General features: G+C 64.4%; 11 protein-coding genes. 3 read left to right on the top strand and 8 right to left on the bottom strand.

Features of this window, described 5'->3' with window-relative positions:
- Nucleotides 1-3: 3 nt before the first annotated feature.
- The 8 genes from KIT10_04590 to KIT10_04555 are packed head-to-tail and all read right to left on the bottom strand — an operon-like array spanning nucleotide 4 to nucleotide 13,165.
- Entirely contained in the window at nucleotides 4-2,490 is a 2,487-nt protein-coding gene (locus KIT10_04590) for a glycosyltransferase (GenBank protein MCW5898528.1), read from the bottom strand.
- Complete coding sequence (locus KIT10_04585; GenBank protein MCW5898527.1) at nucleotides 2,480-3,748, bottom strand: oligosaccharide flippase family protein; 1,269 nt, start codon at nucleotides 3,746-3,748, stop codon at nucleotides 2,480-2,482. Before KIT10_04585 ends, KIT10_04590 begins: the two co-directional genes overlap by 11 nt.
- Nucleotides 3,749-5,017: a polysaccharide biosynthesis C-terminal domain-containing protein gene (locus KIT10_04580; protein MCW5898526.1), complete on the bottom strand. Its 1,269-nt coding sequence runs from the start codon at nucleotides 5,015-5,017 to the stop codon at nucleotides 3,749-3,751. It abuts the gene before it with no gap.
- A 2-nt stretch (nucleotides 5,018-5,019) separates the two neighbouring features.
- A complete protein-coding gene (locus KIT10_04575) occupies nucleotides 5,020-5,943 on the bottom strand; it encodes a hypothetical protein (GenBank protein ID MCW5898525.1) in 924 nt (307 codons plus the stop codon).
- Nucleotides 5,944-5,946: 3 nt separating this feature from the next.
- Entirely contained in the window at nucleotides 5,947-7,002 is a 1,056-nt protein-coding gene (locus KIT10_04570; GenBank protein ID MCW5898524.1) for a hypothetical protein, read from the bottom strand.
- On the bottom strand, nucleotides 6,999-9,035 hold the full coding sequence (locus tag KIT10_04565; GenBank protein MCW5898523.1) for a hypothetical protein: 2,037 nt from the start codon (nucleotides 9,033-9,035) through the stop codon (nucleotides 6,999-7,001). The genes KIT10_04570 and KIT10_04565 overlap by 4 nt, the downstream gene beginning before the upstream one ends.
- 3 nt (nucleotides 9,036-9,038) lie before the next feature.
- Nucleotides 9,039-12,047, bottom strand: coding sequence for a hypothetical protein (locus KIT10_04560; GenBank protein MCW5898522.1), 3,009 nt, complete (start codon nucleotides 12,045-12,047; stop codon nucleotides 9,039-9,041).
- Nucleotides 12,048-12,067: 20 nt separating this feature from the next.
- Nucleotides 12,068-13,165: a glycosyltransferase family 2 protein gene (locus KIT10_04555; GenBank protein MCW5898521.1), complete on the bottom strand. Its 1,098-nt coding sequence runs from the start codon at nucleotides 13,163-13,165 to the stop codon at nucleotides 12,068-12,070.
- 211 nt (nucleotides 13,166-13,376) lie between these two features.
- On the opposite strand from KIT10_04555, the gene KIT10_04550 reads away from it, so the two are divergent.
- From KIT10_04550 to KIT10_04540, 3 genes are all read left to right on the top strand, one after another.
- Nucleotides 13,377-13,820 (top strand): NfeD family protein, encoded by a 444-nt coding sequence (locus KIT10_04550; protein ID MCW5898520.1) that lies wholly within the window; start codon nucleotides 13,377-13,379, stop codon nucleotides 13,818-13,820.
- 80 nt (nucleotides 13,821-13,900) lie between these two features.
- Nucleotides 13,901-14,893 carry an SPFH/Band 7/PHB domain protein gene (locus KIT10_04545; protein MCW5898519.1) on the top strand — a complete coding sequence of 331 codons (993 nt, stop codon included), beginning with the start codon at nucleotides 13,901-13,903 and terminating at the stop codon, nucleotides 14,891-14,893.
- Nucleotides 14,894-14,943: 50 nt separating this feature from the next.
- Nucleotides 14,944-15,246 (top strand): phosphoribosylpyrophosphate synthetase, encoded by a 303-nt coding sequence (locus KIT10_04540; protein MCW5898518.1) that lies wholly within the window; start codon nucleotides 14,944-14,946, stop codon nucleotides 15,244-15,246.
- Nucleotides 15,247-15,364 lie beyond the last annotated feature (118 nt).

The following is a 15,364-nucleotide window of genomic DNA, read 5'->3' as shown; positions in this document are numbered from 1 at the left end:
GGCTCATCGCGGCATCACCCGTACACGTTCCCATAGGATGTCCGTGATCCTGCTTCTGTCGAACCGTTCACGCACAAAGGAGGCTCCCTGGGAGCCCAGGCGCGCGCCAAGCGTCGGCTCTTCAAGGAGCCGTCGAACGGCATCCGCCAACGCGGCATCGTCCTCCGGCACAAAGGCCAGCCCGCCATGTCCCTGATCGATGAACAGGTCCTTCGCCTCGCCTTCCACGCCCAGCAGGATGGGCTTGCCCAGCGCCAGGGCCTCGAAGATCTTGGACGGTATGGCGCCCTCGAAGAGCTTCTCCTTGCGCAAGGGTATCACGGCGGCATCACTCGCGGCCACCAGGGTCAGGGCGTCCGTGCGGGGCAGGGGGGCGATGAAGCGCACATTGTCCAGCCCCATCGATCCGGCCAGCCTGCTCAAGGAAACACGTTCGGGTCCATCTCCGACCAGGAGGAATTGTACGCGTGGTGCGTCCCTCAGTCGTTCCGCCGCGCGGAGCACCACCTCCAGCCCTTGCGCGTGGCCGATGATGCCCGTGTAAGCCACCACGTAGGCGTCCGATGCGATGCCATGGCGCTCACGCGCGCCTGCGGGATCGACGCCCTCGATCTGGTCCAGATCGACCCCATTGGGGATCCACAAGACGTCCTTGCCCGGACAGCGTCGCTGGATATCGGCCACGATGCCCTGCGTTTGCCCGGTGATGAGCGCCGCGGCGCGGTAGCAACGCATCTCCAGCCAGGTGCTCACGGCGATGGCGAGACGGTTCTTCACGAGGCCCAGCTTCACGGCGCTTTCGGGCCATAGGTCGCTGACGTTGAAGACCAGCCGGGCGCCTTTCACGCGGGCCAGGCAGATGGCCGCGATCCCCAGAAAAAGCGGCGGGGATTCCACCAGCAGGATGTCGGCACGACGAAGTTTGAGCAGGCCGTAGACGATCGAGGTGCCCACGAACGAGAAGTAGTTCAACAGGCGGGCGAAGAGTCCGCGTCCCCGCGAAACGAAGAGCCACACGCGCCGCACGTCCAGGCCATCGATGTGCTCCCGCAGGGTGAAACGGCCGCGGTAGCCTTGGTGGACGCGCATGTCCGGGTAGTTTGGCATGGCTGTGAGCACGGTGATCTCGGCGCCTCTGTCCCGCAGGCCCTTCGCCATGGCGAGGAGCCGGTTCTGCGGCGCGCCTGTTTCGGGCGGGAAGTACTGGGTGAGGAGGATGATGCGCAACGGCCCACTTCGCTGCGACGATGGGCTGGCGAACAGCGCGGCGAACAAGGTGAAGAACACCACGCCTGCCTGCACTTCCAGCATGGACTCCACACTCCAGTTGAGCGCCGCGAGCAGGAGGAGGAACACCGCGATGTGGCGCCCGTCCCGCCGGGCGTGGTACAGCGGTACCAAGAGGAGCGACAGCGACCATAGCGCCGCAGGCAGCCCCAATGCCACGGCGGTCTGCAGGAATTGCGAATGGGCGTTGAGCCGTTTCTCCAGCGGGTGGCGGTATCCGCGCTCCGCGTACAAGCGCACCAGTTCATTCTTCACATCGCCGGTGCCGGTGCCACACCAGGGATGTTCGGCTACGAGGGATGCTCCAGCACGCCATACCAGCCTCCGCGCGGAACTGCTGTCATCCGCGTCGGGATCGGTCTGCCGGAGCGCCGCCCAGGTCTCGGTGATCTTGCCACGCACGGTGCTGAAGGAGGCGATGAGTGAACCGAGCACGATGGCCGCTCCGAGCGCGATGCCCAGCGCGGCCCGGCGGAGCCGGTGGTCCTTGCGGCGAGCGATGAGCACATGCAGCAGCAGAAGCAACAGCGCGGACCAACCGGTCTTGCTCGCGGTGAGGACCACGCCCAGCACGAGCATCGCCGGCCACAAGTACCGCTCAAGCCAACGCAGGGGCTTGGGCCAGGTTCCTTCGCGATCCGTCCACGTCAGCAGCGCCAGGGCGAATACACCGTACATGGCCAGATAACTGGGATGGAGCCAGGGCGAGTAGTAGCTGGTGAAGAAGATGTTCGTGTAGGGAAGTCCTTCGAGGTAGATGCCTTCGTCCCGCAGTCGCAATTCGGTGATGAAGAGCCACGAGGAACGCAGCAACAAGGCGAGGAAAGTGATCGCGACCGTATGCACGAACACGCGTCCGGCGAAGACCGTGTGGCGCTGCCATGCACCGGATCCCCAGGCGAAGATCAGCGGCACAAGCAGCATCAGCGCCTTCACCTCCAGATCGAAAAGTCCATGCGCATGGTCCTCGCTCCACAGCATGCCCGCCACATGCCACAGGTAGTAGACCGCGAGCCAGGGCAGCGCTCCGCGCCAGGAGGGCCATGACCAGGTCCCGCGTGGCTTCTCCCAGGGCGCCATGGCCAGCAAGAGCGCTGCGACCAGTGCCGGCAGCGCATCGGGCCACAACGGCATCGCGGTCAGCACGGCGATCCACAGGACGCGTCGCAAGCGGTCGATCATCGGCTTGGTGTCAGACTCCATGGGCATGCAACGCCGCGTCGTGGCGCATGGCGGATCTCAGGATGAACGCCCCGAGGACGATGAAGCAGAGCGACTCGACCGCCGCCAATGCGATGAGGTAATGCATGGGCAGCGCATAGGCCGCCACGCCCAGCGCGAGCACAGCGAGGAAATACGCGACCTGCCACGCGCTGTATCCACCGATCCGGTGGAGCGCGGGCAGCAGGGGCGTGAGCGGCATCACCACGAATTGGAGGGCGATCGGCAGCGCCAGGATGCGCGCGTACGTCCCGGCTTCGGCCCAGGGTCCGCCGAAGACCAGCGTGAAGAGCCATGGCCCGCCGGCCACGAGAACCACCACCAGCGCGATCGCGGGCCAGGCGAGGGCACGCAAGCCTTTCAGCAGGGTGGGCATCACGGCAAGGCCTTGGGCCACGGTGCCACTGGCGCGTTGCATGTACACCTGCATGAAGCTCGTGGCGATGAAGGTGACGGGTAGGAAGATCGTCTGCCGGCAAAGGTTGAACTGGCCGGTGACCTCTTCATCGAAAACGCGGCTCAGGAAGAAGACCGGAATGCTGAGCGTGGCGGTGTGGAGCACGGCGGGCAGCGCGTTGTAAAGCGGGAAGCTCCGGTATTCGGCCGCTGCGGCGCGCATATCGCCCATGGCCATGGGCCGGAAGTGGAAACCCTTCCACCGCGCCTGCATCGCGCCTACGGCGAAGTAGGCCGCCCAGCCCGCGATGTAGCCGATCATCAGGCCATGCGCATGCGCCCACCAGCCCAGCGCCAGCGATACCAGCGTGATGCCCGTGGTCTGCGTCATCTTGTTCACGCTCATGGCGCCGAAGGCCTGCTTGCGGATCAGCCAGTTGTTGAGTGGCTGGAAGGCGCCCATCAAGAGGATGAGCACCGGGGCCAGGGCGATCGGGACCAGCGCGACCCCACCGCCGAGCCATGCGGCGAGCGGTTCGCGGAACATTCGCAGGGCGACGGCCAGTACGGTCGATACGATCACCGCGAGCACGAGCGCCAGGTGTGCGAGGGTGTTGGCGCGGGTGTCCTCGCGGGGCAGCACCACGGTGAGTTCGTAGCGGCCACAGATCAGCAGGCTGAAGGGGTTGGCCACGGCCAGCAGGATGGCCAGGGCGCCGAACTGCTCAGGGGTGTAGAGGCGTGTGAGCAGCGGCGCGGCGAGCAAGGGGATGACCTGCGCGAGCGCGGTACCGCCCAACAGGGTGGCCATGCCGCGCTTGAAGGAGACCCCGCCGTTGGCCATTTACAGATCGGTGATGTGGAGCACGCGTGTGGCGAGCATGCGTTGCAGCAGCGCCATCACCAGGAAGGAGAGGGCCGTGGCCAGCGCGGCGCCATGGATGCCGAGCAGGGGGATCAATGCCAGGTTCAGCAACACGTTGCTCAGGAAGAAGCCCGTGATGAAGAGCGTTTGGGTGCCGGGCCTCCCCAATTGCCCGAAAAGCATGAGGAAGGCCTGGTGGCCGCTGCTGAGCGCGATGCCCAGCGCGAGGATGGCGTACACGGCCCAGACGGTCATGGGCTGCTCCCGCATGCCCAGCACCCACAGGGCGAGCGGGAAGAGCGGTATGGTCAGCAGCACCAGCGGCGCGAGCAGGCGGAAGAAGGCCTTGCGGTTGCGGCGTATCACCTTGCCCAGCAAGGCCGCGCCGCCCTTATGCCAGGCACGCGTGAGCACGGGGTTGATGTTGTTGCGGAAGAGCACCGGCAGTTGCAACACGCCCTCGGCCACGGTGGCGGCGAAGCTGTACAGGCCCACGGCGGCATCGCTCATGAAGATACCGAGCATGAAGACGTCCACCCGGGTGTTGACGTCCAGCAGGAGGTTGCCGGCGAGTGCCCGGTTGCCGAAGCGGAAGTTCTCGCGCAGCGCCAGGCGCAGACCGCTGCCGTTCCAAGGGCGCCAGAAACGCAGGGTGATGGGCAGCAGCACCAGCGTCAGGATCGCCTCCGTCCAGAAGAGCGTCACCGGCAGCCGCCACGCCGGTGCGTCGAGCGCCGCGAGATAGAGCACACCGGCGAAGATCAAGGTGAAGCGGAGCAGCTGGAACACCGCGAACAGCCGCATGCGGCGGGCGCCATTGTGGAAGCTCAGCATGATCTTGTTCCAGGAGAAGAAGAGCAGGCCGGGCACCACCAAGGGGAAGGCGCGCAGCACATCATCGCTGCTGAACCACCGGCCTGGAAGTCCTTGTCCGAGCCAGGCGATGCCCATCACGGCGAATGAGGTGGCGGTGGCCAGGATCAGCGAGGCGCTCACCTGGGCATCGGCGCGGCGCCCGGCGGCGAGTTCGCGCGGCACGAAGGCCTGCACGGCGAGATGCGTTCCACCCACGGCGAGCTGGCTCAGCAGGATGTGGACCGCATAGACCAGGTTGAAGACGCCCAGCGCGGCAGCGTCGTAGGCCTGCACGATGAGCAGGTTGACCAGCACGCCGAACAAGGCGCTCAAGCCGAAGGCCCCGGCATTCCAGATCAGGTCCGTGGTGAACTTGCCCTTCGGCGGCCGCATGGTCAACGGCCAAATGTATCCTTCAGCCGGTGCAGCGTATGGCCCCGGTCATCCTCGGCCAGCAACACCGCGTGCCGTTCCAGCAGGTCCACCCAGCGCGGGGCATAGCCGTTGTATTCCACCGTGGAGAAGATGTGCCGGCAATGCAGCGAATCCAGCAGGTAGCGGACCACCTCCTCGTCGCTGCGGCCATGCATCAGCAGGGGCTTGCCATCGGCGAGGAACAGTTGATCGCTGCCGCACCAGTAGTAGATGCCCGGCCGGTCGGTGACATAGTACCACACGGGCAGGTTGTTCACCAGCACGGTATCGGTGGGGGCCACGCCATGGTGGGAAAGCCAGCCTTCGAGATCGCGCGGGCTGCTGTCCAGGCGCTCCTTCATCGTGCCGGGTCTGGTATCGGGTGAGGAGAAGGTCGGCTCCGCATGCCACGTGCGCTGGCGATGCTCCAACGACAGCCCGGTGTTGAGGACCGAAAGCGCCGCCAGGCCCGCCACGGCCCATGCGCGCTGGCCTGCAGGCAGGGCCCGCCACACCACGGCGAGCACCGCCACGGTGAAGAGCGGCTGCAAGGTGAGCGCGTAGCGGTAGTTGAATCCACCAAAGGCGCCGATGACCACCACGGCGAGCAGGGTGAAGACCAGCAGGCCGCGCTGCCAGGTTTCGAGCCGCTGCCAACAAAGGATGGCGAGCACGATCAACGGCAGGGCGAAGATGCCCATGGTGCCGAGGAACTGCAGGTTGAAGAACACGCCGAGGTAGCCATTCAGCCAGAGCAGCAGCGGGGTGGCGATGCCGCGCGAGAAGAGCGCGGGGTCCAGGTCGCCGCGCGCCACGGGCATCCAATTGCGGTGGTACAGCCAGGCCAGCAGCACGGCCACCACGAAGAGCGACCAGAACAGGGCGGTATGCCAGCGGCGTGTCATGCTTCAGAACCAGCGGATGTCCTGGAAGATCCAGCCCGTACCGAAGAGGATGTCGGCCACATAATGGATGGCGCCGAAGGCGAGCATGATGCCCGCAGCACGCAAGCCCCAGCGCAGGCGCACGGGCAGCGGCACTTGCACAAAGACCAGCATCACCAGCCACAGGGCACCACTGAGGATGGCTCCGATGCTGTGGATGAAGGCGTGCGCGCCACACAGGGCCGCGAAGAGGGCGAGGCGATGGGGAGAAGGAGCGCGGAGCATCATCACGAAGGCGGCCACGGACGTGCAGAAGAAGAAGATCCTGTAGCTGTCCAGGTGGTAGATGGTGAGGAGGAAGAGGAAGCCCATGGCCGCGGTGAGCGCGATGCCGCCGGCTACCGCCACCCAATGGCCCAGGCGCCGCAGCACCGCCCACACGAAGGTGATGAGCAGCCAGCCGTACCACATGGTGATGCTCCGGCCCCAGAGGTCGCTGCGTATCTCCATCGCCTGCGCCTGCAAGCCTTCCCAGGTGAAGAGCAAGGGAAAGGAGTGGCCATGCAGGCCCACGTAGTAGAAGCCCGTGGCGGTATCGAAGGGGTGGTGCTGGTAGACGATCGCCATGTCGCGCAGGAACACCCGGCCTTGCAGCGCATACTCCAGCACATCGTGATCGATCAACGGCTTGTTCACCAGGAAGACCACCGTGACGAAGAGCAGGAAGGCGCTGCCCAGGAGGAAAGGCCACAGGCTCCGGTCGTGGAACAATTGGGCGGGAAGCACGCGGATCATGTCCCAGAGTCTGCCCCAGCCATCGCCCGCCAGGAAGGCCAACGCCGCGAAGCCGAGCACGGGCAGGGACTGTGCCACCATGGCGGGCACGCCATGCCACAGTGCGAGTGTGTAGTAGAGGACCAACGTGGTGATGAGGGGCCCGAGCGCGAAGCCCGTGATCGCCAGAGGCCACGCCGGGAGTTGGAGGCGATCGTTGCGGCCCAGGAGAAATGCGGCCACGATGGCGCCGAAGACGATGTTCGTTTCGAGGAAGAGCCCGATGAAATGGAGCAGCTCCATCATGCGGTGACGGGCTTCCGGTAGAGCCGCGGCATGGCGTTGATCGCCTTCAGCGCACGCTCCATGTCCACTCCGATGGTCTCGAAGTACCACTGCATGCTCTCGAAACGGGGGCGGTTCTCTCGCAGCACGGCCGACAGCCCCTCTTCACGGGTGATCATGCCTTCGCGGATCTGGTTGCTGCGGAAGGTGTCGAACTCGGTGAAGCCCGCGACGAGTCCATAGACATAATTGTAGAAGGCCGCCGTGCCGTCGCCGATGCGCCAGCTGCTGGTGGTGTCGGGCGAAAGCTCCCAATTGTATTCGCCGATCAGGGTGTCCTCCAGCGTCTTTTCGTCCCAGGGGATGTAGTCGAACAGCAGCAGGTACACCTCGCGCGGTTCGGTGTAGTAGGCCTTGAAGGCGCTGTAGGTGTCCGGCAGGCTGGCGTTGAGGTAGCCGGGGTTCGCCACGAAATTCCGCATGTAGTACAGCGGCATCTGGAACTTGGCGAGGGTGCTCTGCTTGTCGATGCGCTCCTTGTCGAAGTTGGGCCGGATCCCCGCGAAGCCCGCCTTGAAGTCGGTGTTCTCCAGCTTGTTCTCCATCCAGATGTCGCAGTGGATGCCCGTCTGCCGCCGGATGTTGTTCACATGCACGAAGAAGTGCTTGTCGCCCGCCATGAAGAGGGGGATCATCCCCAGGCGCGGGCTTTTCAGCCAGGCCTCCATGTTCAGGCGCACGTTGCGGCGCTTCATCTTGATGTCGGCGCTCACCAGGATGTTCTCCACGCCGAGATGGCCGGTCATGCGTGCGATGTTGCGGCGCGCCAGGTCGGTCACCAATCCCCAGTCGTAGGTGAAGGTGAGCGGCTTCATGCCGAACTCCTTCACGAGCAGGTGCAGGCCGTAGCTGCTGTCGCGCCCGCCGCTGAAGGCCACGATGCAGTCCTGCTTCCCGTCATCGCGACGGTACTTCTTCAACACTTCCTCGAAGGCGGGACGCTTGTCCACCGTCAGGCCCTTGGGCTTGTAGCTGTGGCAGTAGGTGCATACGCCCTGCGCATCGTAGGCGATGTAAGGGAAGGTCTCCGGCAGCAGGCACCTGGTGCAGCGGCGGATGCTGCGCATCACCTCCTCGGGGAACTCGATCAGCTGGCGCAGACGGCCCTCATCGCTGGTGGCGATGGCAGGAGCGGAGACCGTGGCACCACCCCTGGAATGATCGGTGATGGCAAAGGCTTCGGTGTTGTTCAACGCCGGGCCGGACGTGTTCTCCTTCAGTCCGAAGTCCGTGATGGACCAGGCGCTCAGGTCGACCAGCTTGCCGGTGAAGGGCTCCACCCACCGCACGTCCTTGCCCGCGTAGCGTTTCTTCACCCCTTCCCGTCCGGTGAAGGTGCGGGCGATATAGGCTTCGCTGGCGAAGACCATGCTGCCCGCAGGGTCATCGATCGTGTAGAGCGAACCGGTGTTGGTGGCGAGCAGGACCTGTTGGCCGTCGTTGATCAGGATGGCGACGCTGGCGGCACCTTCCATTTCAGCGAAGACGCGTCGGATGGCTTCCACCGGACCGAGCCCTTCCTTGAGGAACAAGCGGAACAACGCGGCCAGCACCTCGGTGTCCACCTCGTACTTGCGCTCGATGCGCCCGGCGTACTTCGCCCACAGTGCATCCACGTTGGTGACGATGCCGTTGTGCACCATCACCAGGCCGTCCTTGATGCAGGGCTGGTTGTTGAAGTTGTGCTCCTGCGTGCCGTTGGTGACCAGGCGGCTGTGGGCAATGACGGCAAGCTCCCGCTGCCCTTCTGCGAACGCGGGCTTCAGGGCCTTGTCGAGATACTTCCGGTAATCCTGCGAGCGGATCAGCTCACTGGCGGGCACATCGTCCTTGGTCACATGGATGGTGCGGTCGGTCGCGCTGCGGATGGCGATGCCGCTGCTCTCCTTGCCGCGCGTTTCGCTGAGGATGAAGAGCTCACTGATGATGCCTTCCGCCAGGGGCTCCGTAATGCCCGCTTCCGCCTTGGCGAGGATGCCGAAGATGCCGCACATGGTCTAACTCCCTTGGTCCTTCAGCAACCATTGGAGCACCAGCCCATGGGCGATGAAGGCGTTGCGAAGATCGGGTTGCTGATCGAAGCGGACGTATTTCACGAGCAACTCCGGTGGGATATTGTTCGCCCAGACGGGGTCCGGCAGGTAGGGCAGTACGAAGGGTTCCACGCCGCCGTGGAGCAGGGCCTCGTGGATGTAGCGTACCACGGCGGTGTCCCTTTCCTCTCGGAACACGCGGTGATGCAGCAATACGGCGATGGCATCGAAGGTGCGATAGCGCGCCAGGGCGAAGGTCTCGCCGTCGCCAGGCCAATCGGGGGTGTTCTTCGAGATGCCATCCGATGCTCTCCATCCCGCTTTGGCCGTGCCCCACCAGTAATTCCAGAACCACGGCCGGGCAAAACGCTCCGGATGCGCGGCTCGGGGGGCCAGTTCGCGATCGATCAAGAGGCGCACGATGTCGTCGGCGGCCATGCGGTGATGGGGCGTGACCTCCCATTGCACATGTTCCTCCCCGTACAGCGCCCCGGCCGCCCAGCAGTTCTGGTGGTTGTAAGGCAGGCCCGCGCCATCGTAAGGGAAGGCGCAGCCTTTCGGGAAGCGCAGACAGATGGCGTCCCGGTCTTCTCCGGGCATCGCTTCATCCCCAAGCATGGAGAATACCTCGATGTGGTCCTTCAGCCGGAGACTGGCAAGAGCAGTTCGTTCCATGGCATGGTCGTCCAACAGTCCAGCGGTCCACAAACGTTTGGCCAGCAGCAGCATCTTGCCGGTCTGCACGGCATGCAGCACGGAGCTGCGGTCCACGGTGAAGGCACGGCAGCGGAGCACCTCGGGCATGCGGGCTGCGAGGAGCGCGGCTTCTTTGCGCAGCCGTTCGCGAAAAGCCTTGCGGTAGTGTTCAGGCAAGATGCCACCGGCGCGTTCGTCCAGGTCCAGCAGGTCCAGCAGGCCGGTGAGGTAGTAGCTCTGCGACCACACCACTTCGCCCTCCAGGTTGTCCATGCCGAGGGACATCGCCCCGGCGCCGTTCATGCGGCCCAGGTCCAGCGCGAGCAGCTCCAGCCATTGGCCGGCGTCGTTCGCATCCGAGAGCAGCACATGACCGCCGCGCGCCCGCAGTCCATAGGGCATGACAAATCCGGTCAGCTCGATCTCGTTCGCAGGTGCATCCGCACGTTGCACGCTGAAACCATGGGTCAAGGCATCGGTCACGGTGGTGTCCGCCGGGCGAAGTGGCGGCAGCATCAGGTGCTCCACCAGCAGATGCACGTGCTGCTCATCAGCGGCCATCTCGAGGATGCGCTGATGCACGGGCAGACGGTGCGTACGCAGCGTTCCATTGCGGTGCAGCTTGAAGACCGCGCGACCGGCGGCGAGGTAGAGCGTGTCGCCCTTCACGGCGTGCAGCATGCGGGGTTGCTGCTCGTAGCCGAGGTGGTCGCGTATCTCCAAGGCTTCCGGAAGCAGGTGCCATCCCTGGCCATCGTACCGGGCCAGCCGGTTCTTCCTCACCACCGGGTCGTACGTCACGAGCCAGTGTTGTCCGAAGGCATCACAGAGGTGGCGGAACAGGTGGGAGCGCTGCTCCTCCGGCAGGGGCATCGGTGTGGTCGCACCGGCATCCACGCGCAGCATCTCCAGACCTTCCGCGAACAGTGGTCGGGTAACCACCACTGGTGCATCCTGCCACCATGCCGCGCCCACCGGTACGCGTTCTCCGAGCGGGATGCTGTCACCTGCGATGCGCGCCCAGTTCGTACCGCTGTCGGGGTCGATGTCCCATGCGATCGGAATGGCCCCTGCGCGCAGATCGGTGAGTGGCAGGCCGGCGTCATCGAAGAGCGCAGGGTGGGGAGGGGCCGCTTGTTGCGACCGCCTCACGGCGGGCTTGCGGAGGAAGAAATGGCTCAGCCCGTTCAAGAGGTTGGCCTCATACTCGTTGATCACCTGGTCGCAGCCTATGCACTTGCGGTAGCGGCCCTGCTCATCGCGGTAGGCCTGTGAGAGTTCCGCCAGCTCAGTGGACCAACGTTCTTCGCCCATTTCCACGCAATAGCGCAGGGCGATGCCCACATCATACAGTCGCGGTGGAGGGATCTCTTTCAGGTCTTCGCGGAAGAGCGGCCACTGGTGCCATCCGCCCTTCCTTCCTGGAGCGATGAAGTCGTTCAGGTGCCCATGCACGGAGGCCATGTCGAAGCGCCAGGCATGCGTGCCGCCGAAACGGATGTAGTTGCGCACCCCGGCGATGATGTAGAGCGCATGCGGCAGGTCGTTGGGCACCTGCTCGGTGATGGAGTAGTGCCAGAACCAGTGGCCGGCCTTGCTGCGCTGCACATGCTCCAGCAGCACGGCCATGTTGCGGTCGGCGGTGGTGCGGCAGGCCGCGGCGTGCGGTCCATCGGGGAAGAGCATGGCATAACGCTGCAACTGGCCGGCCATGGCGATGGCCGGATTGAAACAGTCGTAGGGGCTGTCCGCTGGCTCGGCGCTGTAGGCGATCATGCCACTGGGGCTGTCGAAGCGGCCTTGCGCGAAAGGTGCGATCACGGTGTCGAGCAGGACTTGGATCGCTTCGAGCGGGGCGATGTGGTCGTGATCCACCTGGTCCAGCAGCGCTTCGATCGCCAGGGCCGTGCTGATGGTGTACAGCGCGTTGGACGGATTCTCGCTACCGTCGCCGAAGGCATCCCAGGCCACGGGCAGCCCCCAGCCCCGGTGGCCGCGATCATCGGTGGAGGCATTCCGCAGCAGCCGGTCCGAGGCGTTCCGCCCGAGCTCGGAAAGCGGATCGCCCTCGGATGCCACACGGTTCAATTCGGCTTGCAGCACCATGGCGTAGGCCTTGGACACATCGCCTTCCGGGAAGCCGGGGTAGTCGATCGCGCCGAAACCGGGCCGCGCCACATCGAAGCGCGCACGCAGATCCTCATAAGCCGCGATGGGCGGTGGAACGGGTTCGCGCCGGCAACCGGCCAGCAGAAGCACCAGCAAGGCCGCGCCCATCGACCAGCGCGGGAAAGGCATCACTTGTATAGCCGTTCGTTGTCCTGCATGTCCATCCACATGGCGAAGATCAGCGCCTGGAAGCCGCTGGTGGCCAGGAAGAGGAAGGCGATCAGCGGCTCGGTGTTCAGCACGGTGCCGGTGGCGAAGGCCTTGCCGATCTTCCACGCGTAGGGCAGGCTGATGAGCAGCGCCAGGAAGGCGTAGTTGTAGAAGATGAAGAGCGGGTGGAAGTCCTTGAAGAGGTACTTGCGCCACAGGCGGATGAAGAAGCTCTTGATGAGCAGGCGGCTCACGCGGGGGATCACCTTCATCACCTTCATCTTGCTCTGCTCGCCCACGCGGTAGATGGGCTTGATCTCCACCTCGCGCAGGGTGCATTGGGCGATGTTGAGCTTCACCAGCATGTCGTTGGGCATGCCGTAGCTGCGGTAGATCTTGTGCAATTTGATGGCCTGCATGGCGCGCAGCCCGATGGCGGTGTAGCCGGTCTGGGTATCGCTCACGCGCCAGTAGCCGCTGGCCAACTTGGTGAGGATGCTTAGGATGCTGTTGCCGAAGAAGCGCACGCGGGGGATCACCAGCCAGGCGCTGCGGTGTATCAGGCGGTTGCCCTTCACGTAGTCGATGCCCTCGTCGATCACCGGCAGGCAGATGCTTTCCAACTCGCCGGGGTCCATCTGCCCGTCGCCGGCCATCACGGCGGTGCAGTCGATGGCGTGGTCCTGGCACCACTTGTAGCCGCGCGCGATGCCGGCACCCACGCCGCCGTTCCGCAGGTTGTTGATGAGGATGACGCGGTCGGTCTCGGGCTCGTCATTGATCACTTCACTGGGCACGTACTTCGCCATCTCGCGGGCACTTTCTTCCTCCATCACCAGTTCAGCCTCGTTCCAGCGCGTGCGCACCACCTTGTGCGGGGGGATCCGCTTGCCGGCTCCCTTCACGCGGTCCTTCGCGATCAGCTCCTTCACCACTTCAGCCGTACGGTCGGGGCTGCAGTCGTTCACCACCACGATGCGGTCCACGAAATCGGGCATGGTGTCGATGACGAAGCCGATCTGGCTCTCCTCGTTGTAGCAGGGAACGACGACGGCGACGGTCTTGCCTTTCAGCATGTTGAGGCGGCTTGGGAACCCGGCAAAGATGCGGGTTGTTCCGGTTGTCGGTTGTCCGTTGCCAGTTGTCGGTGTTTGCCTGAGAACTGGCAACGGACAACCGAACACAATGCCCCGGCAGTACCACTCCCCACCCCTTGCTTCCGCTCATCCGGATCCGGCCACGGCCGGTTCGAAGCGCCCGCTATCTTCGGTGCCAACGACAGGGAACATGGAATTCTTCCAATGGCATTGGTGGGCGGCGGTGGCGATCATCCTCTTCATCGCCGAGATCTTCGTTCCGGGCTTCTGGCTCGTCAGCCTGGGCATCGGGTGCATAGGCGGGGCCCTGGCCTCCGCGCTTGGCCTCAGTGCTGAATGGCAACTGGTGGCTTTTTCCGCGTTCGCCATCGTCAGCTTCGTCACCATACGCCCGCTGCTGATGAAGCGCATGTGGAAGGGGGGCGGGGTGCGCACCAACGTGGATGCCCTTGTGGGCCAGCGCGGCAAGGTCACCCAGGATTTCGAACCGGGTCTTCGCCTGGGCCGCGTGGCCGTTGGGGGCGACGACTGGCGCGCGGAGTGCATCACGGACAAGTCCCTGCTGGTGGGCGATATCGTGGAAGTGGTCCGCGTGGAAAGCAACACCGTTATCGTCAGGCCTGTTGGAAGTTGACAAGCCTGCCGCAGGCTCCGACCCATCAGCTCACCAACCTCCAACCTCTCCAACCTCCAACCCCCTCAACCTCCCGAACCATGGACAGCAGCTTTATCGTCCTCCTCCTCCTCGCCTTCCTGGTGGTCTTCATCGTGGCCAAGGGCCTGCGCATCGTGCAGCAGAGCGAAGCGATGGTCATCGAACGCCTGGGCAAGTTCCACAAGATGCTCCTGCCGGGCATCAACATCATCATCCCCATCGTGGACAAGCCCCGCGAGATCATCTTCCGCATGAGCCGCGAGCTGCCCGACGGCAACAGGTTCGTGCAGTTCACCAAGAAGGAGCGCATCGACCTGCGGGAAACGGTGTACGACTTCCCGAAGCAGAATGTGATCACCAAGGACAATGTGGGCACGGAGATCAACGCGCTGCTCTACTACCAGGTCACCGACCCGGTGAAGGCCATCTACGAGATCGAGAACCTGCCGCAGGCCATCGAGAAACTCACCCAGACCACGCTGCGGAACGTGATCGGCGAACTGGACCTGGACGAGACCCTCACCAGCCGGGACACCATCAACGCCAAACTGCGCAACATCCTGGACGAGGCCAGCAACAAATGGGGCGTAAAGGTGAACCGGGTGGAGTTGCAGGACATCAACCCGCCGCGCGACATCCGCGAGGCGATGGAGAAGCAGATGCGTGCCGAGCGCGACCGCCGGGCACAGATCATCGATGCCGAGGGCAGCAAGCGCGCCATGATCCTGCAGGCCGAGGGTGTGCAGCAGAAGCAGATCAACGAGGCCGAGGGCCAGAAGCAGGCGCAGATCCTGGAAGCCGAGGGCGACGCCCAGGCGCGGATCCGCCGGGCGCAAGGTGAAGCCGAAGCCATCCGCATGGTCACGGAAGCCATCCAGGGCACCAAGGCCGATCCCGCCAACTACCTCATCGCCATGAAGTACCTGGAAACGCTGAGCGACATGACCAGCGGCCAGAACAACAAGGTGGTCTACATTCCCTTCGAAGCCACGGGTGTGCTCAGCAGTGTGGGCGGCATCAAGGACATGCTGGACGCGGCGCGGAAGAGTTGAGCGATCGGAGCGGGCTGGTGATCGGATGATATCGGCCTTAACTTCATCCCATGCCCGCCTACGACACCCTTTCCCAGGCCGTGAACGATCTGCAACGCAGAGGCTACACGGATGACCTGCAGCTTGGTGGCCATTGCGTGGTGTGTGGCGTGAAGGGCAGGAGCCTGGACCCCGCCGAGTTCCACATCGATGAGTTCCATCGCTTCGAGGGCGATACCAACCCCGAGGACCAAAGCATCGTGTACGCCATCAGTTCAGAGCTGCACGATGTGAAGGGCCTTCTGATCAGCGCGTATGGTATGGATGCGAGCGCGATGACGCAGGAGATGGTGCGCAAGCTGGCCACGCATTGATGGCGTTGATGCGCCCTTCCGCGAACCTTCCGGGAGAATAACCGTACCTTTGTCCCGTCCAACGCGAGAAGGACGAGCCCCAAGCGCCCAGCTTTCGCTTCACCGCAATTGTCCAGGC

The organism is Flavobacteriales bacterium, from assembly GCA_026129465.1.
In the GTDB taxonomy this organism is placed as follows: domain Bacteria; phylum Bacteroidota; class Bacteroidia; order Flavobacteriales_F; family PHOS-HE28; genus PHOS-HE28.
Note: the sequence above shows the minus strand (reverse complement) of the source record. Positions and strands in the feature narration are given on the sequence as shown.

Excerpts from the sequence above, each read along its gene's own strand:
- KIT10_04550 (MCW5898520.1), top strand. The coding sequence starts at position 13,377 with ATGGAATTCTTCCAATGGCATTGGTGGGCGGCGGTGGCGATCATCCTC.
- KIT10_04590 (MCW5898528.1), bottom strand. The coding sequence starts at position 2,490 with ATGGAGTCTGACACCAAGCCGATGATCGACCGCTTGCGACGCGTCCTG.
- KIT10_04555 (MCW5898521.1), bottom strand. The coding sequence starts at position 13,165 with ATGCTGAAAGGCAAGACCGTCGCCGTCGTCGTTCCCTGCTACAACGAG.
- KIT10_04585 (MCW5898527.1), bottom strand. The coding sequence starts at position 3,748 with ATGGCCAACGGCGGGGTCTCCTTCAAGCGCGGCATGGCCACCCTGTTG.
- KIT10_04575 (MCW5898525.1), bottom strand. The coding sequence starts at position 5,943 with ATGACACGCCGCTGGCATACCGCCCTGTTCTGGTCGCTCTTCGTGGTG.
- KIT10_04565 (MCW5898523.1), bottom strand. The coding sequence starts at position 9,035 with ATGTGCGGCATCTTCGGCATCCTCGCCAAGGCGGAAGCGGGCATTACG.
- KIT10_04570 (MCW5898524.1), bottom strand. The coding sequence starts at position 7,002 with ATGATGGAGCTGCTCCATTTCATCGGGCTCTTCCTCGAAACGAACATC.
- KIT10_04545 (MCW5898519.1), top strand. The coding sequence starts at position 13,901 with ATGGACAGCAGCTTTATCGTCCTCCTCCTCCTCGCCTTCCTGGTGGTC.
- KIT10_04540 (MCW5898518.1), top strand. The coding sequence starts at position 14,944 with ATGCCCGCCTACGACACCCTTTCCCAGGCCGTGAACGATCTGCAACGC.
- KIT10_04580 (MCW5898526.1), bottom strand. The coding sequence starts at position 5,017 with ATGCGGCCGCCGAAGGGCAAGTTCACCACGGACCTGATCTGGAATGCC.
- KIT10_04560 (MCW5898522.1), bottom strand. The coding sequence starts at position 12,047 with ATGGGCGCGGCCTTGCTGGTGCTTCTGCTGGCCGGTTGCCGGCGCGAA.